Source organism: Kribbella endophytica (assembly GCF_054781295.1).
On sequence record NZ_BAAGUR010000006.1, the window covers coordinates 74,900 to 99,781 of the forward strand.

Below are 24,882 nucleotides of genomic sequence, written 5' to 3' on the forward strand. Positions count from 1 at the left end.
GCCAGTCCGTTCGACGAGACAAGGCCGGTACTTCGCGGCCACAACGGGTACCCGACCCTCATGAACTCCATCCGCGTCGGTCTCGTGGCTGATCCGGCCGCGCCGACCGAGATTGCCCGGGGGATGACCGACCTGGGCCCGCCCGACGGTAGCGACACGTGGGACGTCAGTGTGGTGAGTGAGCCGTTCACCACCGGCTCCGAGGACGTGGAGACCGCGGTGGGCCGGCTGCAGGACCGTGCTCGTCAGCAGGACTGGGACCTCGTGGTCGGTCTGACCGAACTCCCACTGCACGACCGTGAGGGTCGGCACCTGCTGGTGGAAACCGATCCACAGCAGCACACGGCAGTACTGTCACTGCCTGCTCTGGGCGGGTTCCGGATGCACAATCGCGCCCGTCGGGCCGTGCGCTCACTGGTCAGCGGCATGGCTGACCCGGCTGTCAACGGTGAGCGCCACGTGGTCCTCCCGCGTCTGCGTGGCCGGTGGCGCCTGCTAGTGGGGATGGTGCTCGCCAACCGGCCGTGGCTGCTGGTGCCCGGGCTGAAGTCCGCGCTGGTGGCAGCGCTGGCCACCGGCGCCGTGGCCACGGTCAACTCGACGGTCTGGCTGCTGGCGGGTTCGATGTCGTGGTGGCGTTTGGTGGTCGCGACCGTCGCATCGATCGCACTCGTCGTCGGGTGGCTGGTGATCGACGGCGAACTGTGGGACCGCCCCGACGACGACTCCCCGCAGGCAAGGGAGAGGTCGCGCCTGTACAACGCCTCGACCCTGGTGACGTTGATGGTCGGCGTACTCATCTGTTACGGCGCTCTGTACGTCGTGAACCTGGCGTGGGCGTACTTCGTCCTCGACCCCGACGTGATGGGCGGCTACGTCGATGTGCCGATAGGTCATGGCGATCTGTTCGTCCTGGCCTGGTTCGTCGCGTCGGCCGCAACCGTCGGCGGTGGCCTCGGCTCCGGCCTGGAGTCGGACGAGGCGATTCGCGCCGCTGCCTATTCCAAGCGAGAACAGGATCGGCGCGAACGCCTCGCGCACGACGAGGACAGTTCCTGACGCCACCTGCTTCTCGTTCTGTAGCCGGGGTGGTGCGGAAGGTGATTGCGGGCCCGCTCCCCCTGCCCCCTCCGGAGAGGGACGGGCCCGCAACCAGACGGTGGGTGCGGTCAGGCCACGCCGGACAGTTGCCGGTGACGACGGCGTAGCTCACGCAAGGTGAACTGTTTGCGCCGGATCAGGGCAGTCAGTCGATCGAGATCGGCGCTGCAGCGGGCCGCGCGCAGTTCGTCCTCGACGATGAGCAGGGCAACGATCAGCTGGCGAACGGTGCTGGGGTCGTGATCGCGCATGGAAGCCTCGACAGGTCGCAGTGTGCGGCGCCCGAATGTCTGAGGCTGAACCACTATGACCGCTGACAGCGCGGCGAGCAAGACCTCTTCTGCATCTCGTCAGCCCTGGACTGGGCGGCTCCGCGGTGCTACCCAGGAATGGTTGGGAGAGCTCGTGACCGATCGCCGCAGATTGTGGAGTCTCGGGCCGGCACCTCAGGACGGGCCGGACGCGCTCGCCCATGTGCTGAGCGAACTGGCCCGGGAACTGCATCACGTCGACGACCCCGACGTCGTACTGCGGGAAGCCGTAGAAGCCGCAATGGACCTCGTGCCCGGAGCGCAGGCCGGTTCCGTGACAGCGGTGGACGGCGGGAAACACGTTGTCCACAAGGCCGAGTCGGGCGTTCTGCCGGCCCGTGCCGACGCGCTGATGTCGGAGGTCGGCGAAGGACCGTGTCTGGACGCTCTGCATCAGCGGCGCATCATTCGGGTCGTCGACATGCGTCGGGAGACCCGGTGGCCGCGGTTCGCGCCGCGTGCGGCCGCACTGGGTGCCCTGAGCATGCTGGCGTTTCCGATGTTCGTGAAGGACGACAGCCTCTGCGCGCTCAACTTGTACGCGCACGAGGTCGACGCGTTCACCGACGAGTCCGAACACGTCGGCCGGTTGCTCGCCGCCCAAGCAGCCGTTGCCTACTCGAGCGCACAGCGGGCCGAGAACCTCCTGGCCGCCATCGATACCCGCGACCTGATAGGACGGGCGGTCGGCCTGCTGATGGAGCGCTACTCGATCACCGCCGGCCGCTCGTTCGCCACGCTGGTCCGCTTCAGCCGCCAGACGAACCGCAAACTCCGCGACGTAGCCGCCGAACTCGTCCGCGACGCCGAAGCCGGTGCCCACCAGTAGTAGCTCGCGTCTCACCTCCCGGCCCGATCGGCGAACCCGTTGCCACGGAAGGAAGGTAACGTCTAGTCTGATGTAACAGGTGATGCGTTGGACGGAAGGTTACGCATACCTAACTGTTGCGGAAGGACTGCTGAGATGACCGCGGACGTCGTTGACCAACCGGCCGAGCTGCACCACTCGCACCGGGACGTCACCGGTGGGTGGCTTCGGCCGGCCACCTTCGGGGTGATGGACGGGCTGGTGTCGAACTTCGCGCTGGTCGCCGGTGTGGTGGGCGGTGGCGCGACCGGCAAGGTCGTGATCATGACCGGGCTGGCCGGTCTGGTCGCCGGTGCGTGCTCGATGGCGTCGGGGGAGTTCACCTCGGTGTCGTCGCAGACCGAGCTGATGCAGGCCGAGATCGAGACCGAGCGCCGCGAGCTGCGGATCAACCCCGAGGACGAGCTGCGCGAGCTGACGCTGATGTACGAGGCGAAGGGCTTGCGTCCCGAGCTGGCCGCCGAGGTCGCCAAGGAGCTGACGGCCGATCCGGACGTCGCGCTCGAGGTCCACGTCCGCGAAGAGCTCGGGGTCGACCCCAACGACCTGCCGTCGCCCTGGCTGGCGGCCGGTTCGTCGTTCGCGGCCTTCGCGGTGGGTGCGGTGATTCCTCTGCTGCCGTTCCTGCTGGGCGTGGTCAGTGTCTGGCCGGCGCTCCTGCTGAGCGTGGTCGGGCTCGTGGTCACCGGTGGCATCGTCGCGAAGATCACCGCCCGCCCGTTCTGGTACGGCGGTGGCCGCCAGCTCCTGCTCGGCAGTCTGTCGGCCGGAGTGACCTTCCTGATCGGCCTAGCGGTGGGGACCGGGCTGTCGTGACACCGCTCCGGGTGACCGTGCTGGCCAAGCAGGTACCGAAGGGTGACCACGGTGGTCGCCTCGATGCCGACGGCCGCCTCGAGCGCAGCGGCACGATCACGGAGATGAATCCGTGGTGCCGGAGGGCCGTCGCCCAAGGCGTCCGGCTGGCCCAGGAGTCAGGCGGCCGCAGTACGGCGGTCACGATGGGCCCGCCGTCCGCGACCGACGTCCTGCGCGAGGCGCTGGCGTGGGGGATCGACGACGCCGTTCACCTCAGCGACCCGGCGCTGGCGGGGTCGGACTGCCTGGTCACCGCGAAGGCTCTCGCGGGGTTGGCCGGCGACGCCGATCTTGTCCTCGTCGGCGCGAGCTCCGTCGACGGGAGTACGGGAGCGATCGGTTCGATGGTCGCCGAGCTGCTCGGCCTGCCCTTCACCGGTCCGGTCCTCGATCTCGAGCAGCAGGAGGCGGGCCGCGTGCGCGCTGTCGTCCAGTACGACAACGGCACCGAGTCGGTGCTGATCGACCTGCCCGCCGTCATCGCCGTCGCCGAACGGTCCTGCCCACCCTGCAAAGTCCCGGTGGAGGAATGGCCCAGTGGCGAGAACATCCGCCACGTCACCGTGGCTGATCTTCCCCCTGCGCGCTGGGGGCTGGCGGGCAGTCCCACCAAGGTCACCGGCGTCAGACCGATCGGCCTGACGCGCGAACCGGTCATCTTCCGCGGTACGCCGAAGGTCCAGGCCGACCGGGCCGTGACCGAGCTGTTCAACCGCGGCTGTTTCGACACCTTCAGCCATCAACCGGAGTCCTCGCACGCCGTTCCGCTGTCGGTGAATGGCGATCAAAGCATTTTCGCGCTGACCGGGCCGGCGCCCGAGGAATGCACGCGCGCATTACTCGCCGCCGCGGCGGAATTGGCCGTGGAAATCGGCGGCCGGGTGATTGCCGTGCGCGTTGATACCACCGCTGATGCCGCCGACCTCGCGCGCTGGGGCGCCGACTCGGTGGTCTCGCTGACCGGTGACGAGCCACGGCCCACCGCCGCCGTGATGGCCGGGATGATCGGCGAGCTGGCGCCCTGGGCGGTGATCGGTGGTGCGCTGCCGTGGGAGCGCGAGGTGCTGGCCCGGCTGGCCGTTGCCCTGGGCGCCGGTCTCATGTCCGATCTCGTCAGCTTCACCGTCCGCGACGACGGGCGGCTGGCGGGCCTGAAGCCGTCCGGTGGGGGCAACCTCGCCGAGATCGTGAGCCACGGATCGCCGCAGATCGCGACGCTGCGCACCGGGATGCTGCCGTTGCTGCGACCGCGCGAGCTTCCGGCGTACAGCCATCAGATCCTGCCGGTCGGCAGCGATCCGGCGATCACCCGGTTCGACCGTCGGACCGGCCATGAAGGCGACGCGCTCGACCGTGCCACGGTGGTGATCGGCGTTGGTCGCGGAGTCGATCCCACGCAGTACGGCGCGTTGGAGCCGATCCGTGTGCTGCTGAACGCCGAGCTGGCCGCCACCCGCAAGGTCACCGACCAGGGCTGGCTGCCGCACGGGCGCCAGCTCGGGATCACCGGCCGGAGCGTGGCCCCGCGGATGTACTTCGCGGTCGGTCTGTCCGGCAACCACAATCACCTGGCCGGCGCGAGCCGGGCCGGGACCGTGCTGGCGATCAACACCGATCCGGCGGCCGAGGTCTTCGCGCACTGCGACGTGGGCCTGGTCGCGGACTGGCAGGAGGTGATGCCCTACCTCGTCGACGGTCTGCGGGAACGAACCGGACATGCCGGCGCCTGATCGCCCGCGGCACCCCGCGGGCACCGGTGGGCCGGATAACCTGTCCGGCATGGCGACTCGGCAGAAGAAGGCGGCTTCCAGCGACGTGAACAGCGATCGGTGGCTGCTGCTGATCTACAAGGTTCCCAGCGACTCGTCGCGCGCTCGCGTGGCGGTGTGGCGGGAGCTGAAGCGGCTCGGTGGGTTCTACGTGCAGCAGGCCGTGTGCGTGCTGCCCGACCGCGAAGAGCTGCGGGCCGGGATGGAGAAGGTCCGGGAGAAGGTGACCGAGCTCGGTGGCTCGAGCGTCTTCCTCACCCTGACCGACGTCGGCGAGGACGCCCAGACCCAGTTCGTCGAGGGATTCCGCAGCCAGTCCGCCAAGGAGTACGCCGAGATCGTCGAGGAGTGCGAGACCAAGTTCGTCAAGGAGATCGAGTTCGAGCGGTTCCGGGAGAACTACACCTTCGAGGAGGCCGAGGAGATCCGGCAGGACCTGGAGAAGCTGCGGCGCTGGCTGGCCAAGGTGGAGGGCCGGGACTGGATGGATGCCGACGGCAAGGAGCTGGCGCGGGCCAAGGTGCTCGACTGCGAGCGGTTGCTGGAGGAGTTCGAGGCCGACGTCTACGAACGGACCGAGGGCAAGATCTGAGTCGTCACTTGCGCCGCGGACGGCGTTTGGGGCGGGCCGCCACCTTGGCGGTCTCGTCGGTGAGCTCGTAGCCGTTCAGTTCCTCGCGGAGCAGGTTCATCTGGCCGGTGACGGCGAGCGCGCGGTCGCGATCCTGTGCGGCCACGGCGATCGTCAACGCCTCCAGGAGGATCAGCACGGTCGCCTGACTGGTGAACGTGCCGGGCCGGCTCATCGGTGCCGACAAGACGACGTCCACCTTGTCCCGCAGGGCTTCGCCGAGCGTGTCGGTCAGCAGGATCACCGGTACGCCGACAGCGATGCAGTGGTCGAGGACGACGCGGCTCTCGCGCTGGATCCGGTTGTGCGCCATCACGATCGCGACGTCCTCAGGGCCCAGCAGGAGCAGGCGATCCGCGAGGCGGTAGCCGGTGTCGGAGGCTGCCCGCGCGCGATGTCCGATCCTGGTCAGGTGCGTGGCGATGTACGCCGAAACGCCGTCCAGGCCGGCGAAGCCGCAGACGAGGGTCTCGCGGGCTGCCCCGAGCAGCTCGACCGCGCGCCGGAACTCGGCGCCGTCCAGGGTCCGCTCGGCCGCTTGCAGCCGCTCGATGTGATCGCGCAGCGTGGCGCTGAGCATCGCTTCCGGTCCGTCGTTGACGCTCTGCAGACTGTTGCTGAGCCGGTTCGCCGGGGTGAGCAGAGTCTGCAGATGCCCTTGCAGGGAACGCTTCAAGCCCGGCAGGCCGTCGAATCCGAGCGCCTTGGCAGTCCGTACGACGCTGGCGTCGCTGGTGCCGGTGGATCGGCCCAGCTCCTCGGCCGACGCGAACGCCGCTTCCTGCGGGTGCGCCGCGAGGTACTCGGCGACCTTGCGTTCGGTGGCTGTCAGTGAACTCATGCGGCTGGCGACGCGCTCCTGCAACGTCGGCGTCTTGGCTACGGACACATTTCCTCCGCCTCACGGTTGCTCTCCGGATACGCACTGATGATGACATCCGCCGGCCCGAGATCACCGCAAGGTAAACGATGCTCCGACCCGTTGACAGCGATTGTAGTGATCATTACCGTCATCTGAATATTCGGTAGCAAACACAACGCCGAATTTTTCCGTCTGACCGGTTCGCTCCGGAGTTGTCCCTGCCGGGAGCGAGCGCACCTCACCCCTGCACTGCTCTGCCTAGACCAGGAGCACCTGCCATGTCCCACCTCGCATCTCAGGGCCGTCGCCGTCTTGTCGCTGCCGCCCTCACCCTGACCGCCGCCGCGGTCGCCCTGTCCGGCTGCGGCGGTGCCGGCTCCTCCCCGGCGACCGGTGCCGCGCCCAACGCCGACCGCGCCGCGGCGGCCAAGGGCGTCAGCTCGGACGTCAATCAGGACCAGTGCGGCAAAGACACCCGTACGGTCAAGCACGACCTCGGCACCACCACGATCACCGGTACGCCGACCAAGGTCGTGACGCTGGAGTACTCCTTCGTCGACGCGCTGGTCGCGGTCGGCATGTCGCCGGTCGGTGTGGCCGACGACGACCAGCCGGAACGGATCATCGCCGCGCTGCGCGACCAGGTCGGCACGTACAAGTCGGTCGGTCTGCGGGCCACCCCGAACATCCAGGTGATCACCGCGCTGAAGCCCGACCTGATCGTGGCCGACTCGGGCCGGCACAAGGCGATCTACGCCCAGCTGTCGAAGATCGCGCCGACGATCGCCTTCCCGAGCCTGAACGGCAACTACCAGCAGGTGCTGGACAGCGAGATGTCGACCGCGATCGCGGTGAACAAGTGCGACGAGATGAAGTCCCGGCTCGAGGAGCACGACAAGACGATGGCCGGCCTGAAGGCGCAGGCCACGGTCGGCGAGGCACGCAAGGCGCTGTTCGTCCGGGCCTCGGAGAAGGGCTTCACCGGCTTCCCGCCGAAGGCCTACACGCCCGGCGTCCTGTCGGCCGTCGGGATCCCGTCCTCGCTGCCGGACAGCTCCGGCGATGCGTCGGTGTCGCTCACCCTGGAAACGCTGGTCGTCAACAAACCCGACGTCATGTTCATCGCGCCGAACGACGGCCCGACGCTGCGGGACCAGTGGACCAAGAGCCCGCTGTGGAAGGACCTCCCGGCGGTGAAGAACAACGCGACCTTCGACGTCGATCCGAACGAGTGGTCCCGCTCCCGCGGCCTGATCGCCTCCGAGGTCGTCGCCAAGGAAGCCGTCAAGCTCCTCTACGGGAAGTGACATGACAGTCCTCATGGCCCGACCCGCCCAGGAGTCAGGGCACAAGCGGCCGAAGATCGTCACCAGCAAGCAGCGGGTCACCTGGGTGAGCCTGGCCCTGCTGGTGATCGTGATCATCGGTGTCGCCTGGGCCCTGTCGATCGGCAGCCAGCACATCTCGCTGGCTCGGTTGCCCGGCGCGATCTTCCGGGCGAACGAACCGGACGAGCTGATCATCCAGTCGATCCGGCTGCCACGGGTGGTGCTGGCGCTCTGCGTCGGCGCCGCCCTGGCGGTGGCCGGAGCCCTGATGCAGGCCGTCGCGGCGAACCCGCTGGCGGCGCCCGAGATCATGGGCGTCAACGCTGGGGCGGTGCTGGTCGTCGTACTGGCGATCACGATCGTGCCGTCGCTGTCCGGTGCGCCGACGATCCTGCTGGCGTTCGGGGGTGCCGCCGCGGCCGGTGTGTCGGTGATGCTGCTGGCCGGCTCGGGCCGGGGCCGGGTCAGTCCGATCCGGCTCGCGCTGGCCGGGGTCACCGCGAGCAGCCTGCTGATCTCGCTGACGCAGGTGCTGATCATCTTCGACGAGAACTCCACCGACAGCGTGCTGTTCTGGCTGGTCGGCGGCGTCAACTTCGCCGCCTGGCAGGACGTTCGCAACCTGCTGCCCTGGCTGGCGATCGGTCTGGCCGGCGCGTTCTCGATGGCCCGGCCGCTGAACCTGCTGGCGCTCGGCGACGACATGGCCCGCGGCCTGGGCCAGAACATCGAGCGCACCCGGATCATCGGATCGACCCTCGTCATCGTGCTCTGCGGAGCGGCGGTGTCGGTCGCCGGTCCGGTGGCCTTCATCGGCCTGATCGTGCCGCACATCATGCGGCGGCTGGTCGGCTCGAACTACGCGGTCCTGCTGCCGCTGTGCGCGGTCGGTGGCGGCGTACTGGTCCTGTACGCCGATGTCCTGTCGCGCTACGTCAAGCCTCCGTTCGAAGTCCCGGCGGGTGTGGTGACCGCCCTGATCGGTGCACCGATCTTCGTGTACCTGGCCCGTCGGCAGAAGGTGACCTCATGACGACCACGACGATCGTCGCCCAGCACGTCCGCCGTACGACGATGGCTCAGCGGCACCCGAAGATCCTGATGGGATCGCTCGCGGTCGCGGCGCTGCTGCTCAGTCTCTACAGCCTCAGCGTCGGCGCGACCGAGGTCTCGCTGGGAGACGTCGCCAACGCTCTGATCGGCCACACCACGGACCAGGCAGCGCAGATCGTCGTCGACTTCCAGTTGCCACGAGTTCTGCTCGCCTGGCTGGTCGGCATCGCACTCGCGGTGTCGGGCGCTGTGATGCAGGGAGTCATCCGCAACCCGCTCGCGGCTCCGGACGTGGTCGGCGTGACCAAGGGCGCCGGCTTCGCGGGCATGCTGCTCCTGCTCGCGCTGCCCGGGCTCCCGGTGTTCGCGATCGTGCCGGCGGCCTTCGTCGGCGGTCTCGCGGCCGCCGCCCTGGTGTACCTGCTGGCCTACCGCCGTGGCGCGACGCCGGTCCGGATCGCTCTGGTCGGCATCGCGGTCAGCGCGGCGTTCGAAGCCGGTATTCGGTTCCTGCTGGTGCAGAACCCGCTGGACGTCAGCGCCGCGCTGATCTGGCTGACCGGCAGTTTGTTCGGCCGGTCGATGAGCTCGGTCTTCGAGATCCTGCCCTGGGTGCTGGTCCTGGTCCCGCTGATCATGATCTGGGCCCGCAAGCTCGACGTGCTCGGACTCGGCGACGACCTGGCCGCCGGGCTGGGGGAGCCGGTCGAACGGACCCGGCGGATCCTGCTGCTGTTCGCCGTCGCACTCGCCTCCGCGGCGGTCGCGGTGTCCGGAACGATCGGTTTCGTCGGCCTGATCGCGCCGCACATGGCGCGCCGGGTCTTCGGCGGCCGGCACCTCGCCTCGATCCCGTCAGCCGCGGTGTTCGGCGTACTGCTGATGCTGATCGCCGACATGCTCGGCCGCGGTCTGGCGCCTCCACTGGAAATTCCGGCCGGACTCGTCACCGCCGTCGTCGGCGGACCGTACTTCCTCTACCTGCTCGTGAAGACCGGAAAGTAGGAGACCGCCATGCGTCTGCAGGCACAAGGGGTCCAGCTGGCCTATGACCAGACGGTCATCGCCAGGGACCTGACCCTGACCATCCCGGACGGCAAGGTCAGCGTGCTGATCGGGCCGAACGGCTCGGGCAAGAGCACCGCGCTGCGAGCTCTGGCCCGGCTGCTGCCACCGGCCAAGGGCAGCGTGATCCTGGACGGCAAGTCGATCCAGGACACTCCCACCAAAGAAGTGGCCAGGCTGCTGGCGATCCTGCCGCAGGTCCTGGTGGCGCCGGAGTCGATCTCGGTCGAGGACCTGGTCTGGTTCGGGCGGCATCCGCACCGGACCTCGCTCAAGGTCCCGAGCGAGGCCGACAAGGAAGCCGTCGAGTGGGCCATGCAGGTCACCAGTACGGCGGAACTACGGCACCAGCACGTCGACCGGCTCTCTGGGGGCCAGCGGCAACGAGTCTGGATCGCGCTCTGTCTGGCCCAGGGCACCGACCTGATCCTGCTCGACGAGCCCACGACGTACCTGGATGTCGCCTACCAGCTCGAGGTGCTCGACCTGCTGCACCGGTTGAACCAGGAGCAGGGCAAGACGGTCGCGATGGTGCTGCACGACTTCAACATGGCCGCCGAGTACGCCGACCACGTGTTCGTGATGAAGTCCGGGACGCTGGTCACCGAAGGCGCTCCGGAGGACGTGTTCACCTGCGACATCATCCGCGACGTGTTCGGCGTGGAGTCCAAGGTGGTGCCGCACCCGGTCAGCGGCAAGCCCATGTGCATCCCGTTGCGGGCCGGCCTGCGGGCCCAGCTGGCGGTGGCCTGCGGGTAGCAGTACGCAGAGCGCCCAGGCGCCCGGTGGATCCCGCGGACTCGGGGCCGCCGGGCGCTTCGGCCTGCCCAAAAGTTGCCTCTAGCAACTTATTTGGAGAACTCGTTGACACTCACAGAACGGCGTAACTATCGTTCGATGCAGCATATGTTTCATCGAGCTGAGGGAAGTGAGAGATGGACGCGGCAACGTGGGGCCTGATCATCGCGACGTTCGTCGCGTGTTTCGTGGAGATGGTGGAAGCCACCACGATCGTGATGGCGATGGGCTACACCCGGAGCTGGAAGTCGTCGTTGCTCGGCACGCTCGCCGCGCTCGGCGCCCTGGCCGTGGTGACGGTGTTCGCCGGCTACGCGCTGGCCAACTGGCTTCCCGAGTCGGCACTGCAGCTGGCGATCGGCGGTCTGCTGCTGATCTTCGGGCTGCAGTGGCTGAGAAAGGCGATCCTGCGGTCGTCGGGACGGAAAGCCGTGCACGACGAGGCGGCGATCTACAAGGAAGAGGTCGCGGCGGCCAAGGCCGCCGGCCAGAGCACCGGCAGCATCGACATGTTCTCGTTCATGGTGTCGTTCAAGGGCGTCTTCCTGGAGGGCATGGAGGTGGTGTTCATCGTGATCACCTTCGGCCTCAATGCCGGGAACATCCCCGGGGCCAGTGCGGGCGCGCTCGCCGCGGTCGCGGTGGTGCTGGTGATCGCGGTGGCGCTGCGCCGCCCGCTGTCGATGATCAACGAGAACCTGCTCAAGTACGGCGTCGGCCTGCTGCTTGCGTCGTTCGGGACGTACTGGGCCGTCGAGGGCATCGGCATCTTCCAGGACGGCCGCGCCAGCCTCGACTGGCCCGGTCACGACCTGATGATCCTGGCCCTGCTGGCCGCCTGGTTGCTGCTCAGCCGGATCTTCGTCGCCGTGCTGCGTGTTCCCGCGAAGACCCCGGCCGTGGCCGGAACCCCTGTGGAGGTGGACAAGTGAAGTTCCTGAAGGCGTTCGGAGCGTTCTGGTACGACTTCATCATCGGCGACGACTGGAAGATCGCCGTGGCCGTGGTCGCGTCGCTGGTCGTGCTGTACGCCGCGATGACGGCGAAGGTCTTCAACGACACCGGCCTGACCCTGCTGGGTGGCGCGCTGATCGTCGCGGCGTTCGCGATCAGCCTGGCCATCGACGTAAGGCCGACCAAGAAGTAGCGATGTAGCGTCCGCGACATCTAGCACCAATCCTGTAGTGAGAGCTACAGTGATGCGCGAGGCGCCTGATTCCCCGTCCGTTCGTCCGAAGGAGGTCTCCCTGATGCGCGACATCGCCGAAGCCCTGCTCGCGTTACTCCCCGCAGATGTCGGTTACGCCGACGTCCGGGTCGTGCACCGCACCCACGAGCAGGTCCTGGTCGAGCTCGAGGGGCCGGGTGAGGTCGGGTACGACGACTCGCTCGGCCTCGGCCTCCGGGTGGTGGTCGGTGGCCACTGGGGTTTCGCGGCCACGCACCGGCTGGACCCCCGCGGCCTGGACGCCGTGATCGCCCAGGCCGTGGGTCAGGCCCGTGCGGCCGGGGGCGGCGGGCGCGTCGCCCTCGGTCAGCCGGTGACGACCAGGGCGACCTGGTCGTCGCCGCTGGAGATCGACCCGTTCGAGGTCGCCCTGTCGACGAAGCTCGACCTGCTGTCGGCCACGGTGAAGGAGGCGACGACTGCCGGACCGCTGGTCCAGCAGATCGAAGCCTCCGTGGACTTCTACCGCGACCACAAGGTGTTCGCGAACACCGAAGGCGCGCTGATCGAGCAGACCCTGACCGAGAGCGGCGGCGGGCTGCTGGTCAACGCCGGCAACGGTGACGACCTGCAGCGCCGTTCGTTCCCGCAGGGTGTGCCGCGCCAGATCCGCGGTCAGCGCGGAGACTTCGCCGCCGCCGGCTGGGAACACGTCGAATCGCTCGGCCTGGTCGAGAACGCGGCGCGGGTCGCGTCCGAAGCGGTCGCATTGCTGACGGCGCCGCAGTGCCCGGACGAGATCACCACGCTGATTGCCGGTGGCAACCAGCTCGCGATGGTCCTGCACGAGTGCGCCGGTCACCCGATGGAGGCCGACCGGGCGCTCGGCACCGAGGCCAGCCTGGCCGGCGGGACCTATGCGACACCGGAGCGTCGAGGCAACTACAAGTGGGGCTCACCGATCGTCTCGGCGTACGCCGATGCGACGATCCCCGGCGGCCTCGGCTCGTTCGGGTACGACGACGAAGGGGTGCAGTCTCAGCGCACGCAGCTGATCAAGGACGGCATCTTCCTCGGCTACATGTCCGGCCGGGAATCGGCCGCCGCGCTGGACGCCGAGTCGACCGGCGCGTCCCGGGCGGACGGGTGGCAGCGGTTGCCGCTGGTCCGGATGACCAACATCTGCCTGGAGCCGGGGGAGTCCTCGCTGGAGGAGATGATCGCCGGCACGAAGCACGGGATCTACGTGGAGACCAATCGCGGGTTCTCGATCGACGACCAGCGGATGTCCTTCCGGTTCACCACCGAGGTCGGCTGGGAGATCCGTGACGGCAAGGTCGGCCGCCTGCTGAAGAACTGCAGCTACCAGAGCGACACCCCGCGGTTCTGGGGTGGGCTCGACGCGCTCGGCGGACCGGACGAGTGGAAGATCCACGGGGTCCCTTCCTGCAACAAGGGCGAACCGTTGCAGGTGGCCCACATCGGCCACGGCACGGTTCCCGGCCGCTTCCAGAACGTGCAGGTGGGACGATGACGATCGAACAGACCCAGATCGAGCAGGCCCTGACCATCCTCGGCGAGGGCACCCGGCTCGACGTCCTCGGCGAGAACACGGACCTGCTGCGGTACGCCGAGTCCGAGATCACCGCCCAGCACAGCGAACGCCGGCTCCGGGTCCGGGTTCGCGTGAACCGCGCGGGCCGGGCTGCGGCCGGAACGCTGGAGACGCTCGATGCGGACGCCGTCCGGGGATTGTCCGCCCGGCTGGACGCTGCTCTTGCCGAGCTGCCTCCGGCCGCTCGGCAAGAGCAGCAGGACTCGCCGGCGCCGGAGGCTTTGAGCAGTCTCACGCCGGCTGCCGAGTCCGTGGTCGACGCGGATCCTGCGGTCCGTCACCGGTGGTTCACCCAGGTGCGGGACGGGCTCGACAGCTCGATGAAGCTCGGCGGTGCCATCCGGTACGACGTGCACGAGCGCGTCGTCGCCGACTCGGCCGGGCTGTTCCGGTCCGAGACGTTGACCAAGGCCTCGATCCAGGCAATCGCCAAGCAGGGCGAGCAGTCCGCCAGCGTGAAGCTCGTGCACCGCGACGCCGACCAGATCGAGGTCGACCAGATCGCCGGCCGCTTGCGTTCAGCGCTGACACCGCTGCCCGTCCGCGAGGCCTACCGCGGGACCTGCCGGGTGCTCCTGAAGCCGCAGGCGGTCAACAGCCTGATCGCGACCTACGGCTTCTGGGCGCTCGGCGCGCACCACTACGCGACCGGCCGCTCGGCGGTCAGCGGACGGATGGGGGAGCAGGTCGTCAGCGAGCTGCTCACGCTGACCGACGACGCCACCGATCCGGCCGGCCTGCTCAGCGGATTCGATGCCGAGGGCAACGTGCGTCGTCGTACGCCGCTGATCGATCGAGGCGTGCTGACCGGCGTCGTCTCCGACCGTCGGCGGGCGGACCTGACCGGCGGCGTACCGACCGGGCACGCCGTCCCCGACGGCTGGCGATTCGGCGGTGACCCCGTGCCGTCGCACCTGCTGCTCGACGCGGGGGAGTCGACCGACGACGAGTTGCTCGAGGAGTGTGGCAGCGGTCTGGTCGTCAACCGGCTCGACTACCTCCGGGTCCTGCATCCCACGCAGACCCTCGTCACCGGCACCACCCGCGACGCGACGTACTGGGCCGAGAACGGCAAGGTCGTGGCCTGGCACCCGCAGCTCCGCTTCACGTTCCGGATGGACGAGGTCCTGAACGCAGTCCTTGCCATCGGCACCGACCGTGAGATCTGCGACCAGACCTTCATGGACAGCATCGTTGTCCCGTCCCTCCTGATCGACGCCGGTCCCTTCGTCCTCGCCTGACCGGCGTCGCCAGACCAGCAGCGCCCCGCGCCACAACCACACACACCGCGGGGCGCTGCTGTTCCACCTGGGACTCAGCGCCGATGGCGAGGCTGATCGTGAACGCCTCCACGATCACCGCGCCGCCCAGCGGTGTTGACCGGGCCGAACTAGCCGTCAGAAATCGATGCGTACGACGGCTCGGCGGGGGCCCGGGCGGTTGACCACGGCGTACCCCGCCGCGGTGAACATCGCGAGCGTGCCGACCGAGCCGCCGTCGACGAGGTCGGGGTAGCCCTCGACCGCGCGGGCGCCGCGGGTGCGGGCGAAGTCGACGGTGGCGCGGGCCAGCGCGCCGCCGATTCCGCGGCGGCGGTAGCCGGCGCGGGTGACGAAGCAGGTCACGGCCCAGACGGTGGGGTCGGTCTTGTCCTCGGTGCGACCGAGCCAGGGGACGCGGTAGTCGCGGAGCAGTCTCGGGTGATCGGCTCGCGGGGCGACAGCGCACCAGCCGACGGGCTCACTGTCCAGGTAGGCAATCAGACCGCTGGTCGTTGCGGCCTGAGGATTGCCGCAGGCCGTCTGATCGCGCAGCCGGGCGGCGAGCTCTTCAGGACCTTCGGAGGCCCAACTCTCCTTCGGCAGCATGCGAAACCGCTGACACGAACACCGCCCCGGGTCGCCCGTACCGAAGACTGCCTCGAGGTCGTCCGAGGTCGCCTGGTTGGCCGGCACGATCGTGAGCTGCTCGTCGGTCACCGGCTCCCGTGAGCCAGTCGGCCGGGGGACCGGAACCCGCTTGGCCCGAGGCTCCTGCTTGGACGGCGGCGGATCGAAGGTCAGCCGAACCTCCACCGCATCCCCAGCATCCAACCCCGCGGGCTTCCGCACCGCGTCCTTCAGCGGAAGCCAGTAGCCCCCGTCCTTCGACCACAACGACGTCTTCCACTCGGCACTCCCGAGCTGAGCCCGGACCGGCAACATGCCCCAACTGTTGTACCCAGCCACCGAGCCCGCCGCCCGTAAGGCGTCGCTCTCCCGCTCAGGCACAGGAACGAAGTAGTACGGCGCCGGCCCACGCCACTCCACGATCTCCCCGCTGAACTCCTGATCCATCCCGAAAGCCTAGGCCCGAACCAGGACGCACCACGTCCGGATAAGCCCCGTGAATGTTGTATACGTCAGGTGTTGTCTTCGTCACCGTCCGGATCTAGCGTGGCTGCGGTCCTGGTCCCGAGAGTGACGGAGTGACGCGTGGACGACGTACAGAACGACGGAGTCAGTCGGCGTCGGGTGCTGGGCGGTGCGGCCGTCGGGGCCGTGGCGCTCGGGCTGCCGGCCGGTACGGCGTACGCAGGAACCGAAGGATCGCGCTGGCAGGACCAAGCGCGCCGGATCCGGATCACGCGGGACGACTGGGGTGTCGGGCACGTCGTCGGGACAACTGACGCGGACGCGGTGTTCGGAATGATGTACGCCCAGGCGGAGGACGACTTCAACCGGATCGAGAACAACTACCTGATCAGCCTCGGCCGGCTTGCCGAGGCGCAGGGGGAGAGCGCGATCTGGCAGGACCTGCGGCAGCGGCTGTTCGTCGACCACGAGGTACTGAAGCGCGACTACGCGAGGAGCCCGGCCTGGTTGCGGACCTTGATGCGCGCCTGGGCCGACGGCCTGAACTACTTCCTCGCGACTCACCCCGACGTCCATCCGCGGGTGATCACGCGGTTCGAGCCGTGGATGGCGCTGAGCTTCTCCGAAGGCAGCATCGGTGGTGACATCGAGCGGGTGCCGCTCAGCCAGCTCGAGGCGTTCTACAGCAAGAGTGACGTCCCGATGACCGACGACGAGCGTGGGCTGCTGTTCAAGGAGCCCAAGGGGTCGAACGGGATGGCGATCGCGCCGAGTCACACGCGCGACGGCCGGGCGCTGCTGCTGATCAACCCGCACACGAGCTTCTTCTTCCGCGCCGAGCAGCACGTGACTAGCGGCGAAGGACTCAACGCGTACGGCGCGGCGACGTGGGGGCAGTTCTTCATCTACCAGGGCTTCAACGCGAACGCCGGCTGGATGCACACCTCCAGCGGCGTCGACAACGTCGACGAGTTCGCGGAGACGGTCGAGACCGGGGCCGACGGCAACCATTCGTACCGGTACGGCGGTGCGCTGCGCCCGGTGACGACCAAGCGGATCACCCTGTCGTACCGCACGCCCGACGGCCGTACGGCACAGCGCGCCTTCACGACGTACGCCACGCACCACGGCCCGATCGTGCGCGAGGCAGACGGCCGGTGGATCGCGTTCGCGCTGATGAACCGGCCGGTCGAAGCGTTGCAGCAGAGCTTCCTGCGCACCAAGGCCCGCAACTATCGGGAGTTCATCGACGTCGCCGGTTTCAAGGCGAACAGCTCGAACAACACGTTGTTCGCCGACTCTCGGGGGAACACCGCGTTCCTGATGCCGCAGTTCATGCCGGTGCGCAACGACCGCTTCGACTACCGCAAGCCGGTCGACGGCAGCGATCCGGCGACCGACTGGCAGGGCGAGCACAGCCTGCGCAGCCTGCCGCAGGTGGTGAACCCGAAGAACGGCTGGGCCTTCAACTCCAACAACTGGCCGTGGACGGCGGCCGGCGCCGACAGTCCGAAGGCCGCCGACTTCCCGAAGTACTTCGACCAAGCCGGCGAGAACCCGCGCGGCCCGCAGGCGATCCGTGTGCTGAGCGCGGAACGGCATTTCACCCCGCAGAAGCTGATCGACGCCGCGTTCGACCCGTACCTCACCGCTTTCGCGCGTCTCATCCCGGGCCTGGTCGCAGCGTGGGACAAACTGCCCGATCGCCAGGCACAGAAGACGCAACTCGCCGGTCCCATCCGGCTGCTCCGCCGCTGGAACTATCGGTGGAGTGCCGACTCGACCGCGACGTCCCTGGCCGTGTTCTGGGGTGAAGCCCTGTGGGCACCGCTGGCCCAGGCGGCCAAGGACGCCGGGATGTCGATGTGGGACTACCTCGCCGAGCGGGCCACTGACCCGCAACGCCTAACCGCGCTCGAAGAAGCCCAGCTGCGCCTCACCCAGGACTTCGGCAGTTGGCAGGTTCCGTGGGGTCAGATCAACCGCTTCCAGCGCAACGACGGCGCGATCGTCCAGACCTTCGACGACGCGAAGCCGAGCTTCCCGGTGCCGTTCACCTCGGCCCAGTGGGGCTCGCTCGCCTCGTTCGGCGCCAAGCGCTACCCAGGAACGAAGCGCTACTACGGTACGAGCGGCAACAGCTTCGTCGCGGTCGTCGAGTTCGGCCCCAAGTTGCGCGCCTGGGCAGTGACCGCCGGCGGCGTCAGCGGCGACCCCGACTCGGAACACTTCGACGATCAGGTCAAGCGCTACGCCGGCGGCAATCTCCGCCGCGTCTACTTCTACCCCGACGACCTCAGGGGCCACGTTGAAAGCAGTTATCGCCCCTAGCTGTCAGGCCGTGCCGCGGGTTTTCGCCTGGTAGTGGCGGCGGGCCTTCATGCGGTTGCCGCAGGAGGCCATTGAGCACCAGCGGGCGGTGTTCGCCTTGCTGCGGTCGAGCAGGAACAGCTGGCACTCGGGGTTCTCGCACGGGCGGAGGCGGCCAGGTCTGGTCGCCTTCAGCTCGTTCCAGGCGAGGATCGCGCGGATCGCCGTACGGCGTGCTGCTGGTGCTTCGAGGGTCCAGGTGACGCCGTCGGCGGTGATCGTCGGGACCTGACGGACGTCGCGCAGGAATGGAGTCAGGGCGCTCGGCGGCTCGTCGCCTCGTACGACGTCCTGCAGCGCGGATCGGACCGCCACGAGGACCTGTCGGCCGTCTCGGCTCGCGGTTTCGGCCCAAGCCTCGGTCTCCGTCAGCAGATCCTGCTCGACGCCCGCGATCAGGGGCGTGCTGTTCAGCAGGTTCAGCAGCAGCTGCTCGTCCGTCGTCATCTTCTAACTCCCTTCGTCACGTTGACAGGTTACATGAACTGCTGCTTTCATCTAACCATCAAAGCCAATCAAGGGAGTTAGTGATGACGATCGTGCACCACCGGTACCTCGAGGTCGACGGCCGGCGGCTCTTCTACCGCGAGGCCGGGCCGCAGGACGCGCCCGCGATCGTGCTGCTGCACGGGTTCCCGACCAGCTCGTACATGTTCCGCGACCTGATCCCGCGGCTGGCCGGTCAGTTCCGGGTGATCGCGCCGGACCTGCTCGGCTTCGGGCTGTCGGACTCGCCGTCGGTGGAGGAGTTCGACTACACCTTCGACGCGCTGGCCGAGCTGACCGACGGTCTGCTGCAGGCGATCGGCGTGGACAAGTACGCGATCTACGTGCAGGACTACGGCGCCCCGATCGGTTGGCGGCTCGCGCTGAAGGACTCCGCGCCGGTCACCGCGATCGTGACGCAGAACGGCAACGGGTACGACGCCGGCTTCATCGAGGGCTTCTGGCAGGTCGTGTGGGACTACCAGAAGGAGCAGAACGAGAAGACCGAGACAGCGATCCGCTGGGCACTGAGCCTTGACGGCATCAAGTGGCAGTACGTCGCCGGCGTGGCCGACGAGACCGTGGTCAGCCCCGACACCTGGCACCACGACCTGCAGAAGATGTCGCGACCGGGCAACGACCTGGTCCAGCTGAAGCTGTTCCGCGACTACGCGACCAACCCGCCGCTGTACCCGAAGCTCCACGAGTTCCTGAGGGCCACGCAGACCCCGGTCCTCGCGGTCTGGGGCAAGAACGATCCGATCTTCGCCGCAGCCGGCGCGGAAGCGTTCGCGACCGACGTACAGGACGCCGAGATCCACCTGCTCGACGGCGGCCACTTCCTCCTCGAGAGCCACCTCGAGGAGGCCAGCGACTTGATCACCAAGTTCCTGGACCGCTACCTCAGCTCGAAATAACAGCTCACCAGGTGTGGGCGACGTCGACCACGACGCGGCTACCGGCGCCGGGGCCCGGTAGGGAGTAGATGCGGAACGGGAGACGAGCGCGGAGTCCGAGCCCGACCCACGCGGCGCCCTCGTTCTCCCCGGCGTACGCGACCTGCCGGAAGGTCCGGTAGCCGGTCACGTTCGTCAGTTCGTCACCGTTCGGAGGCTGGTAGGCCCAGTGTCCGGCGTCGTCGAACGCGCGGACGCCGAGCACGATCTCCAGCTTCGCGCCACCGCGCAACGGGAGCAAATGCCCGGCCCCGGCCGGAAGACGTCCGACACATACCGCGCGCCGTAGCCGGGTGTCGGCCCCGCGACGTCGAACACGACGCGGTCGAAACAGGCGTGCCGTCCGGTCCGAACCGTCTCGAGCGTCCCGGTGGTGACGAATGTGTTTGCCTTCGGCAAGGAACCCCAATGGGTGGGGCACGTGGTGGTAGCGCTGGTCGTGGTGCCGGCGACGGCCGGCACAGCGACCGCGCCCGTCGGCACGGCAGCGATCGCCAGGACGGCGAACGCCGTTCGGATCGGTCTTCGGATGGTGTGTTTGGTGCGATTGGACTTCAAGTGGTCCCCCCTTAGAGACACCTGTTAGATGCGTGGCCAGACCCGGAAGTTGCAGGGTGTCCTGCCCTGGACTATCCGGGCGCGGGGGACCACTGTGAGGCATGAGTAGCGGTGCTGTACTGCCTGGTGGGGTTACTGTCAGGGCTCCTGCGTCGACCGATGCCGAGGGGATCTTTGAACTGATTTCGGCCTACAACACGGCGGTGGTCGGGTTTGCCGACTGCACGGTGGACGACATCGCCGACCGGATCGTCGAGCCTGGGTTCGATGCGGGGAACGACGGGTGGTTGGTGCTCGCGGCGGACGGTCTGCCGGTGGGGTACGGGTACGCGTTCGGCAAGGGGGCGGGCGGGGTGATCGAGGTCGACATGATCTCGCAGGATCCGGCAGTGGCTTCGTGGCTGTACGAGCAGACGATGGGGCGCGCCCGGGAGATGGGGCGCGAGGGCGGACACGCGGAGATCACCGTGGACGTCTTCGCCTACCGTGCCGACGAGGGGCTGCGGGAGTTGCTGTCCGGGCACGACTTCGTTTCCGGTACGACGTACCGGCGGATGCGGATCGACCACACCGGTCCGGTCGCCGCCGCGGTGCCGCCGCCGGGGGTCGTGGTGCGCCGAGGTGTGTACGACGAAGAGAGGCAGCGGCGGGCGCACGACGTGATCATCGAGTCGTTCCGTGGTCAGTTCGGGTTCGTCCCGCGTCCGCACGAGGACTGGCTCGCGTTCCGGGAGAGCAGTTCGCTGTTCGACTGGTCGCAGTTGTGCGTGCTGGAGATCGACGGACAGGCGGTCGCGTTCAGGGACTCCTGCGACATGTCGCTCGAGACCGCCAACTGCGGCCACATCGCCGGACTCGGCGTGCTCGAGGAGTACCGCGGCCGCGGCCTGGCCAAGTTCCTGCTGTACGACGCGTTCGCGCTGGACGCGGCCGCCGGGCGGGACGGCACGATCGTGCTCGTCGACACCAACAACCCGACGCGGGCGCTCGAGCTGTACCTGTCGGTCGGCATGACCCCGAGCCTCACCTACGACGGCTGGCGCCGCGTGCTCCCGGTCGACTGACTCCGGACTGACCCGTCGTCTGACTCCGGACTGACCCGTCGTCTGACTCCGGACTGACCCGTCGACTGAGTTCGGACTGACCCGTCGTCTGCGGAACAATCGCGGGATGCGGATCAGTCGGCGGGGGTTGGGGAATGTGGCGGCGGGCGTCGCGCTCGGTCTGGTCGCGGGCTGCAGCGAGAAGGATCCTGCGCAGGAGCGGCTGCAGTGGTTGTCGGGGCTGGACGGGGTCGAGCGGGCTGAGCTGGTGCAGGACGGCGAGGACGAGCGGATCCTGCTGACCTTGGTGAAGCGGTTGCCGCAGGGCGACGTGAAGGCGCTGGCGGACAAGGTGAAGCGAGAGTTCCGCTCGCACGACGACGGTTACTACAGCAGCATCGAGGTGGAGCTCGACGGCTTCCGCGGGCGGTTCTACCCATCTACGTCAACGAAGAACGACGCCGATCTGGCGCGGGCGTTGTGGCTGCGGGAAGACGGCCGCGCGACGGCATCGGCGTACGGGACCTCTGGGCTGGTGATCACTGCGCCGGCCAAGGTGGTGGCCGCGGTGGCCCTCGGGGTCGACGGCGCGGTGGCGAGCGAGGACGGTCGGCGGACGCATCGCGTGGAGTCCTCGGACCGGCGGGTCGTCGTCGAGTGGACCGACAGCCTGAAGCTCGGCTTCCGGCTCGATCGTCGGGCCACGCAGGAGTTCGCCGATCTGCAGGCGCGGTACGCCGGGCTCACCGGCTGGATCGAGTGCCCCGAGCAGCGGGCCGGGATCTACTTCGCCGCGTCGGACCTCCCGCTCGCGACCCTGCTGGCCGCGCCCCCGAAGGCCGAGGTCTTCGGGAAAGTGGAGCTCGGCTGGGGGTTGGTCCGGGCGCCGCACACGGTGTTCGCCAAAGCCTTCACCCCGCAGGTCCGTGCACTCACGGCGGAACTGGCGAAGTTCCCCGGCGTCGCCAGCCTCGACGTCCGCGACGACGAGGGCGAGCCGGACCCGGCGTCGGTCACGGTCAAGGATCGCGCTGGGTACGTCGCGACGGTGACGACGCTGCGCAGGCTCTGGGACTCGTACCTGCCGATCCAGCTGATCAGAAAGGCGTCTCCGTATGTCGGCCGTACGCGGGAGCCGGTTTTCCGGACCTCCGCCTACGACCAGGACCGCGAGTTCCGGATCCACGCGGCGCTCGCCGATCTGGCCGGCCTGGTCCGCGTCCAGATCGGCCCCGAGGCCGCGAACCTGATCATCCTCCCGGACATCTCCGACCCGGATCTCACCGCGGCCCTGCGGGCGATGGCCCAGCTCCCCGCGACCATCACCATCCGTCTGTACGCGAGCTACGGCGCGGATGAGAGCCGGCTGACGCCGCTCGGCAGCATCGTCAAGCGCAAGTACAGCGGCGTCGATCCGGTACCGCCCGCGGTAGGCCCGGCGTTGATCTCTCGCCTGACCACCACCTGGGCGCAGGTTACTCGCTGAGATAAGCCAGTACGGCGAGGACGCGGCGGTTGGTGGTGTCGTCGTCGACGAGGCCGAGCTTGGTGAACAGGGACGTGGTGTGCTTGCTGATCGCACTCTCGCTGAGGAAGAGCCGGCCGGCGATCGCCTGGTTGGACAGTCCTTCGGCCATCAGGGCTAGGACGTCGTGCTCGCGTTCGGTGATCCGGTCCAGCAACCGGGTCGCCGAACCGCTCGTCAGCAGCTTGGCGATCACGGCCGGGTCCATCGCCGTACCGCCGGCTGCTACGCGTTCGAGTGCGTCGATGAACTGGTCGGCCTCGAAGACGCTCTCCTTGAGCAGGTAGCCGATGCCACCGGTGCCGTCGGCAAGGAGTTCGCGGGCGTACAGCTGCTCGACGTGCTGGGACAGGATGAGGACCGGCAGCCCAGGGATCTCGCGCCGGGCGGCAAGCGCGGCGCGCAAGCCTTCGTCCGACTGGGTCGGCGGCATCCGTACGTCGATCACGGCGACGTCCGGCCGCAGTGTGAGCAGCGCTTCGAGGGTCTCAGGTCCGGTGGACGCGGTGGCGACGACCTGATGACCGTACGCCTCGACCAGGCGGACGAGGCCGTCGCGCAGCAGGTACAGGTCTTCGGCTACGAGGATTCGCATGGCACCGTCATCTTCACACGGGTCGGTCCGCCGGCCGGGCTGGTCATCGTGAGCGTGCCGTCGAAGGCGGCGAGCCGGCGCTGCAGTCCTTCGAGCCCACCACCACGCCGTACGGCGGCACCGCCGCGACCGTTGTCCTCGACAACGATGCTCAAAGCACCATCGACCACCCCGAGTGAAATCGAAGCGTTCGCCGCCGAAGAGTGCCGGATCGCGTTGGTGACCAGCTCGACGATCGCGAAGTAGACCGCGGACTCGATCGGCGGTTCGACCGTCAGCGGTTCGGCGTCGACGGTGATCTCGAGCGGGCTGTCCATCGCGAAGGCGCGGACCGCGTCGACGAGGCCGCGTTCGTTCAGCACGGGCGGATTGATGCCTTGGACAAGCTCCCGCAACTCGGTCAGCGAGGTCGCGGCACCGGCCCGGGCCTCCTGCAGCAAAGCCTTGGCCTGCAGGGGATCGGTGTCCATCAGCTTCTCGGCGGTCGCCAGGGAGAGGCCGAGGGCAACCAACCGGGCCTGGGCTCCGTCGTGCAGGTCGCGCTCGATCCGCCGGATCTCCGCGGCCTGCGCGATCGTCGTGTCCGCCCGCTGCGCGGTCAGTTCGGACACGCGATCCGCCAGCGAGGTCACCGCCGGCGGACGCAGAAACCGTACGGCGACCGGCTCGAGCAGCCTCCACCCGTACGGCGAACTACCGATCCCGACCAGCAGACCAGCGACTCCTACGACGTACGACGAAGTCGCAAACCCCAACGCGGCAAGGGCGATCCCCACCAGCGGAACCATCGCGGCGACGCCCGCCGTCAGGGCAACGATCTCCGCGAACCGCAGGTCGCGCCACGTCGCGGGGTCGCGGAGCTTGTGCCGCCACTCCTGCTCCTCGCGCGCCTGCTTGGCGGTCTTCGCGTAGGTGTACCCGTTCCACCAGAAGCCGGTGGACAGCTGCGTCACCGGCGGTGGCTCCCGGTATCCGGGCGTGATCACCGTGCCGCTCCACCGCTCGACCAGTGAGCGGACCCAGCGCGAGACCGGCCGTGACAACCCGAGGGTGCCGACGGCCGGCACCACGAACAGCGGGATCCAGGTCCAGGGATTCTCCGACCACAGCACGGCCACGACCACGGCGACCGCCCACAGTGCCGGCACGAGCATCGTCACCGCCGTCACCGCGCACGCCCGCCAGAACCCGACGCCGACACCGGCCACCCAACGCATCATCGTTTCCATGCTCCCACCGTGCACCGTGCAACGCCCGGAACAGAGCGGTTCAGACCAGAAGTGTGTCTAGCCCCACCGACTCGTGGGGCCAGCCCCAGCCGGAGTCGGTTATCTCACATCGTGGAGTGGCATGGACCACAGATCCCGGCCCGGGCGGAGACCTCGCGGACGGCAGAACCCCTGCTGGTAACACGATTCGGCCCGCGACGCAGCCGTCCGGCGGGTCCTGGCCAGGCCCTGTTCGTGGCGAATGGTTTAGGTTAGCCTCGCCTAACACAACGCCGATGTTGGCTGCCCTCGACCGAGGGCGCCACATCGGCGTCGCCGTGACATTCCGTGGTTGAGACG

23 protein-coding genes and 1 pseudogene are annotated in these 24,882 nt (G+C 68.5%); 17 read left to right on the forward strand and 7 right to left on the reverse strand.

The window, feature by feature from the left end; all coding sequences use genetic code 11:
• The first annotated feature begins 60 nt into the window (after positions 1-60).
• Entirely contained in the window at positions 61-1,059 is a 999-nt protein-coding gene (locus tag ACYVIO_RS38355; protein ID WP_460655916.1) for a hypothetical protein, read from the forward strand.
• A gap of 110 nt (positions 1,060-1,169) precedes the next feature.
• Here ACYVIO_RS38355 and ACYVIO_RS38360 read toward each other — a convergent pair whose 3' ends face one another.
• Entirely contained in the window at positions 1,170-1,352 is a 183-nt protein-coding gene (locus tag ACYVIO_RS38360; protein ID WP_460655917.1) for a hypothetical protein, read from the reverse strand.
• 154 nt (positions 1,353-1,506) lie between these two features.
• Between ACYVIO_RS38360 and ACYVIO_RS38365 the strand changes: the two genes are divergently transcribed.
• From ACYVIO_RS38365 to ACYVIO_RS38380, 4 genes are all read left to right on the forward strand, one after another.
• A complete protein-coding gene (locus ACYVIO_RS38365) occupies positions 1,507-2,241 on the forward strand; it encodes a GAF and ANTAR domain-containing protein (protein ID WP_460655918.1) in 735 nt (244 codons plus the stop codon).
• 135 nt (positions 2,242-2,376) lie between these two features.
• Positions 2,377-3,096: a VIT1/CCC1 transporter family protein gene (locus ACYVIO_RS38370; protein WP_460655919.1), complete on the forward strand. Its 720-nt coding sequence runs from the start codon at positions 2,377-2,379 to the stop codon at positions 3,094-3,096.
• Positions 3,093-4,868 carry an FAD-binding protein gene (locus ACYVIO_RS38375; protein WP_460655920.1) on the forward strand — a complete coding sequence of 592 codons (1,776 nt, stop codon included), beginning with the start codon at positions 3,093-3,095 and terminating at the stop codon, positions 4,866-4,868. The genes ACYVIO_RS38370 and ACYVIO_RS38375 overlap by 4 nt, the downstream gene beginning before the upstream one ends.
• 49 nt (positions 4,869-4,917) lie before the next feature.
• Complete coding sequence (locus tag ACYVIO_RS38380; protein WP_460655921.1) at positions 4,918-5,499, forward strand: Chromate resistance protein ChrB; 582 nt, start codon at positions 4,918-4,920, stop codon at positions 5,497-5,499.
• Positions 5,500-5,503: 4 nt separating this feature from the next.
• Here the strand turns inward: ACYVIO_RS38380 and ACYVIO_RS38385 are convergent, their stop codons facing one another.
• Complete coding sequence (locus tag ACYVIO_RS38385; protein WP_460655922.1) at positions 5,504-6,427, reverse strand: MurR/RpiR family transcriptional regulator; 924 nt, start codon at positions 6,425-6,427, stop codon at positions 5,504-5,506.
• Positions 6,428-6,678: 251 nt separating this feature from the next.
• Between ACYVIO_RS38385 and ACYVIO_RS38390 the strand changes: the two genes are divergently transcribed.
• The 8 genes from ACYVIO_RS38390 to ACYVIO_RS38425 all read left to right on the forward strand — a co-directional run bounded on the left by ACYVIO_RS38390 (position 6,679) and on the right by ACYVIO_RS38425 (position 14,668).
• A complete protein-coding gene (locus ACYVIO_RS38390) occupies positions 6,679-7,707 on the forward strand; it encodes an ABC transporter substrate-binding protein (protein ID WP_460655923.1) in 1,029 nt (342 codons plus the stop codon).
• Position 7,708: 1 nt separating this feature from the next.
• A complete protein-coding gene (locus ACYVIO_RS38395; RefSeq protein WP_460655924.1) occupies positions 7,709-8,761 on the forward strand; it encodes a FecCD family ABC transporter permease in 1,053 nt (350 codons plus the stop codon).
• On the forward strand, positions 8,758-9,786 hold the full coding sequence (locus ACYVIO_RS38400) for a FecCD family ABC transporter permease (RefSeq protein ID WP_460655925.1): 1,029 nt from the start codon (positions 8,758-8,760) through the stop codon (positions 9,784-9,786). Before ACYVIO_RS38395 ends, ACYVIO_RS38400 begins: the two co-directional genes overlap by 4 nt.
• A 9-nt stretch (positions 9,787-9,795) precedes the next feature.
• Positions 9,796-10,605, forward strand: coding sequence for an ABC transporter ATP-binding protein (locus ACYVIO_RS38405; protein WP_460655926.1), 810 nt, complete (start codon positions 9,796-9,798; stop codon positions 10,603-10,605).
• A 176-nt stretch (positions 10,606-10,781) separates the two neighbouring features.
• The gene (locus ACYVIO_RS38410; protein ID WP_460655927.1) at positions 10,782-11,576 is read left to right on the forward strand and encodes a COG4280 domain-containing protein; all 795 of its coding nucleotides are present in this window, start codon (positions 10,782-10,784) and stop codon (positions 11,574-11,576) included.
• The gene (locus tag ACYVIO_RS38415; RefSeq protein ID WP_460655928.1) at positions 11,573-11,791 is read left to right on the forward strand and encodes a hypothetical protein; all 219 of its coding nucleotides are present in this window, start codon (positions 11,573-11,575) and stop codon (positions 11,789-11,791) included. Before ACYVIO_RS38410 ends, ACYVIO_RS38415 begins: the two co-directional genes overlap by 4 nt.
• A 103-nt stretch (positions 11,792-11,894) precedes the next feature.
• Positions 11,895-13,346, forward strand: a complete 1,452-nt coding sequence (locus ACYVIO_RS38420; protein WP_460655929.1) for a TldD/PmbA family protein — start codon at positions 11,895-11,897, stop codon at positions 13,344-13,346.
• Positions 13,343-14,668, forward strand: a complete 1,326-nt coding sequence (locus ACYVIO_RS38425) for a metallopeptidase TldD-related protein (protein WP_460655930.1) — start codon at positions 13,343-13,345, stop codon at positions 14,666-14,668. Before ACYVIO_RS38420 ends, ACYVIO_RS38425 begins: the two co-directional genes overlap by 4 nt.
• Before the next feature lie 156 nt (positions 14,669-14,824).
• On the opposite strand, the gene ACYVIO_RS38430 is transcribed toward ACYVIO_RS38425, so the two are convergent.
• Positions 14,825-15,763 carry a GNAT family N-acetyltransferase gene (locus ACYVIO_RS38430; RefSeq protein WP_460655931.1) on the reverse strand — a complete coding sequence of 313 codons (939 nt, stop codon included), beginning with the start codon at positions 15,761-15,763 and terminating at the stop codon, positions 14,825-14,827.
• Between the two features lie 138 nt (positions 15,764-15,901).
• Between ACYVIO_RS38430 and ACYVIO_RS38435 the strand changes: the two genes are divergently transcribed.
• A complete protein-coding gene (locus tag ACYVIO_RS38435; RefSeq protein ID WP_460655932.1) occupies positions 15,902-18,112 on the forward strand; it encodes a penicillin acylase family protein in 2,211 nt (736 codons plus the stop codon).
• 3 nt (positions 18,113-18,115) lie between these two features.
• Here the strand turns inward: ACYVIO_RS38435 and ACYVIO_RS38440 are convergent, their stop codons facing one another.
• A complete protein-coding gene (locus tag ACYVIO_RS38440) occupies positions 18,116-18,598 on the reverse strand; it encodes a CGNR zinc finger domain-containing protein (RefSeq protein ID WP_460655933.1) in 483 nt (160 codons plus the stop codon).
• Between the two features lie 83 nt (positions 18,599-18,681).
• On the opposite strand from ACYVIO_RS38440, the gene ACYVIO_RS38445 reads away from it, so the two are divergent.
• Positions 18,682-19,554, forward strand: coding sequence for an alpha/beta fold hydrolase (locus ACYVIO_RS38445; protein WP_460655934.1), 873 nt, complete (start codon positions 18,682-18,684; stop codon positions 19,552-19,554).
• Positions 19,555-19,558: 4 nt separating this feature from the next.
• Here ACYVIO_RS38445 and ACYVIO_RS38450 read toward each other — a convergent pair.
• Positions 19,559-20,172 (reverse strand): annotated as a pseudogene (locus tag ACYVIO_RS38450) (AMIN-like domain-containing (lipo)protein).
• A gap of 80 nt (positions 20,173-20,252) precedes the next feature.
• On the opposite strand from ACYVIO_RS38450, the gene ACYVIO_RS38455 reads away from it, so the two are divergent.
• Both ACYVIO_RS38455 and ACYVIO_RS38460 read left to right on the forward strand, forming a co-directional pair.
• Positions 20,253-21,215, forward strand: a complete 963-nt coding sequence (locus tag ACYVIO_RS38455; protein ID WP_460655935.1) for a GNAT family N-acetyltransferase — start codon at positions 20,253-20,255, stop codon at positions 21,213-21,215.
• A 106-nt stretch (positions 21,216-21,321) separates the two neighbouring features.
• On the forward strand, positions 21,322-22,680 hold the full coding sequence (locus ACYVIO_RS38460) for a hypothetical protein (RefSeq protein ID WP_460655936.1): 1,359 nt from the start codon (positions 21,322-21,324) through the stop codon (positions 22,678-22,680).
• Here ACYVIO_RS38460 and ACYVIO_RS38465 read toward each other — a convergent pair.
• Positions 22,670-23,314: a response regulator transcription factor gene (locus tag ACYVIO_RS38465; protein WP_460655937.1), complete on the reverse strand. Its 645-nt coding sequence runs from the start codon at positions 23,312-23,314 to the stop codon at positions 22,670-22,672. The two genes, ACYVIO_RS38460 and ACYVIO_RS38465, sit on opposite strands and share 11 nt — an antisense overlap.
• Positions 23,299-24,534 (reverse strand): sensor histidine kinase, encoded by a 1,236-nt coding sequence (locus tag ACYVIO_RS38470; RefSeq protein ID WP_460655938.1) that lies wholly within the window; start codon positions 24,532-24,534, stop codon positions 23,299-23,301. The genes ACYVIO_RS38465 and ACYVIO_RS38470 overlap by 16 nt, the downstream gene beginning before the upstream one ends.
• Between the last annotated feature and the right edge of the window lie 348 nt (positions 24,535-24,882).

Coding starts and splice junctions, on each gene's coding strand:
- ACYVIO_RS38355 (WP_460655916.1), top strand. CDS start 61: ATGAACTCCATCCGCGTCGGTCTCGTGGCTGATCCGGCCGCGCCGACC.
- ACYVIO_RS38360 (WP_460655917.1), bottom strand. CDS start 1,352: ATGCGCGATCACGACCCCAGCACCGTTCGCCAGCTGATCGTTGCCCTG.
- ACYVIO_RS38370 (WP_460655919.1), top strand. CDS start 2,377: ATGACCGCGGACGTCGTTGACCAACCGGCCGAGCTGCACCACTCGCAC.
- ACYVIO_RS38380 (WP_460655921.1), top strand. CDS start 4,918: ATGGCGACTCGGCAGAAGAAGGCGGCTTCCAGCGACGTGAACAGCGAT.
- ACYVIO_RS38390 (WP_460655923.1), top strand. CDS start 6,679: ATGTCCCACCTCGCATCTCAGGGCCGTCGCCGTCTTGTCGCTGCCGCC.
- ACYVIO_RS38395 (WP_460655924.1), top strand. CDS start 7,709: ATGACAGTCCTCATGGCCCGACCCGCCCAGGAGTCAGGGCACAAGCGG.
- ACYVIO_RS38400 (WP_460655925.1), top strand. CDS start 8,758: ATGACGACCACGACGATCGTCGCCCAGCACGTCCGCCGTACGACGATG.
- ACYVIO_RS38405 (WP_460655926.1), top strand. CDS start 9,796: ATGCGTCTGCAGGCACAAGGGGTCCAGCTGGCCTATGACCAGACGGTC.
- ACYVIO_RS38410 (WP_460655927.1), top strand. CDS start 10,782: ATGGACGCGGCAACGTGGGGCCTGATCATCGCGACGTTCGTCGCGTGT.
- ACYVIO_RS38420 (WP_460655929.1), top strand. CDS start 11,895: ATGCGCGACATCGCCGAAGCCCTGCTCGCGTTACTCCCCGCAGATGTC.
- ACYVIO_RS38425 (WP_460655930.1), top strand. CDS start 13,343: ATGACGATCGAACAGACCCAGATCGAGCAGGCCCTGACCATCCTCGGC.
- ACYVIO_RS38430 (WP_460655931.1), bottom strand. CDS start 15,763: ATGGATCAGGAGTTCAGCGGGGAGATCGTGGAGTGGCGTGGGCCGGCG.
- ACYVIO_RS38440 (WP_460655933.1), bottom strand. CDS start 18,598: ATGACGACGGACGAGCAGCTGCTGCTGAACCTGCTGAACAGCACGCCC.
- ACYVIO_RS38445 (WP_460655934.1), top strand. CDS start 18,682: ATGACGATCGTGCACCACCGGTACCTCGAGGTCGACGGCCGGCGGCTC.
- ACYVIO_RS38455 (WP_460655935.1), top strand. CDS start 20,253: ATGAGTAGCGGTGCTGTACTGCCTGGTGGGGTTACTGTCAGGGCTCCT.
- ACYVIO_RS38460 (WP_460655936.1), top strand. CDS start 21,322: ATGCGGATCAGTCGGCGGGGGTTGGGGAATGTGGCGGCGGGCGTCGCG.
- ACYVIO_RS38465 (WP_460655937.1), bottom strand. CDS start 23,314: ATGCGAATCCTCGTAGCCGAAGACCTGTACCTGCTGCGCGACGGCCTC.
- ACYVIO_RS38470 (WP_460655938.1), bottom strand. CDS start 24,534: ATGATGCGTTGGGTGGCCGGTGTCGGCGTCGGGTTCTGGCGGGCGTGC.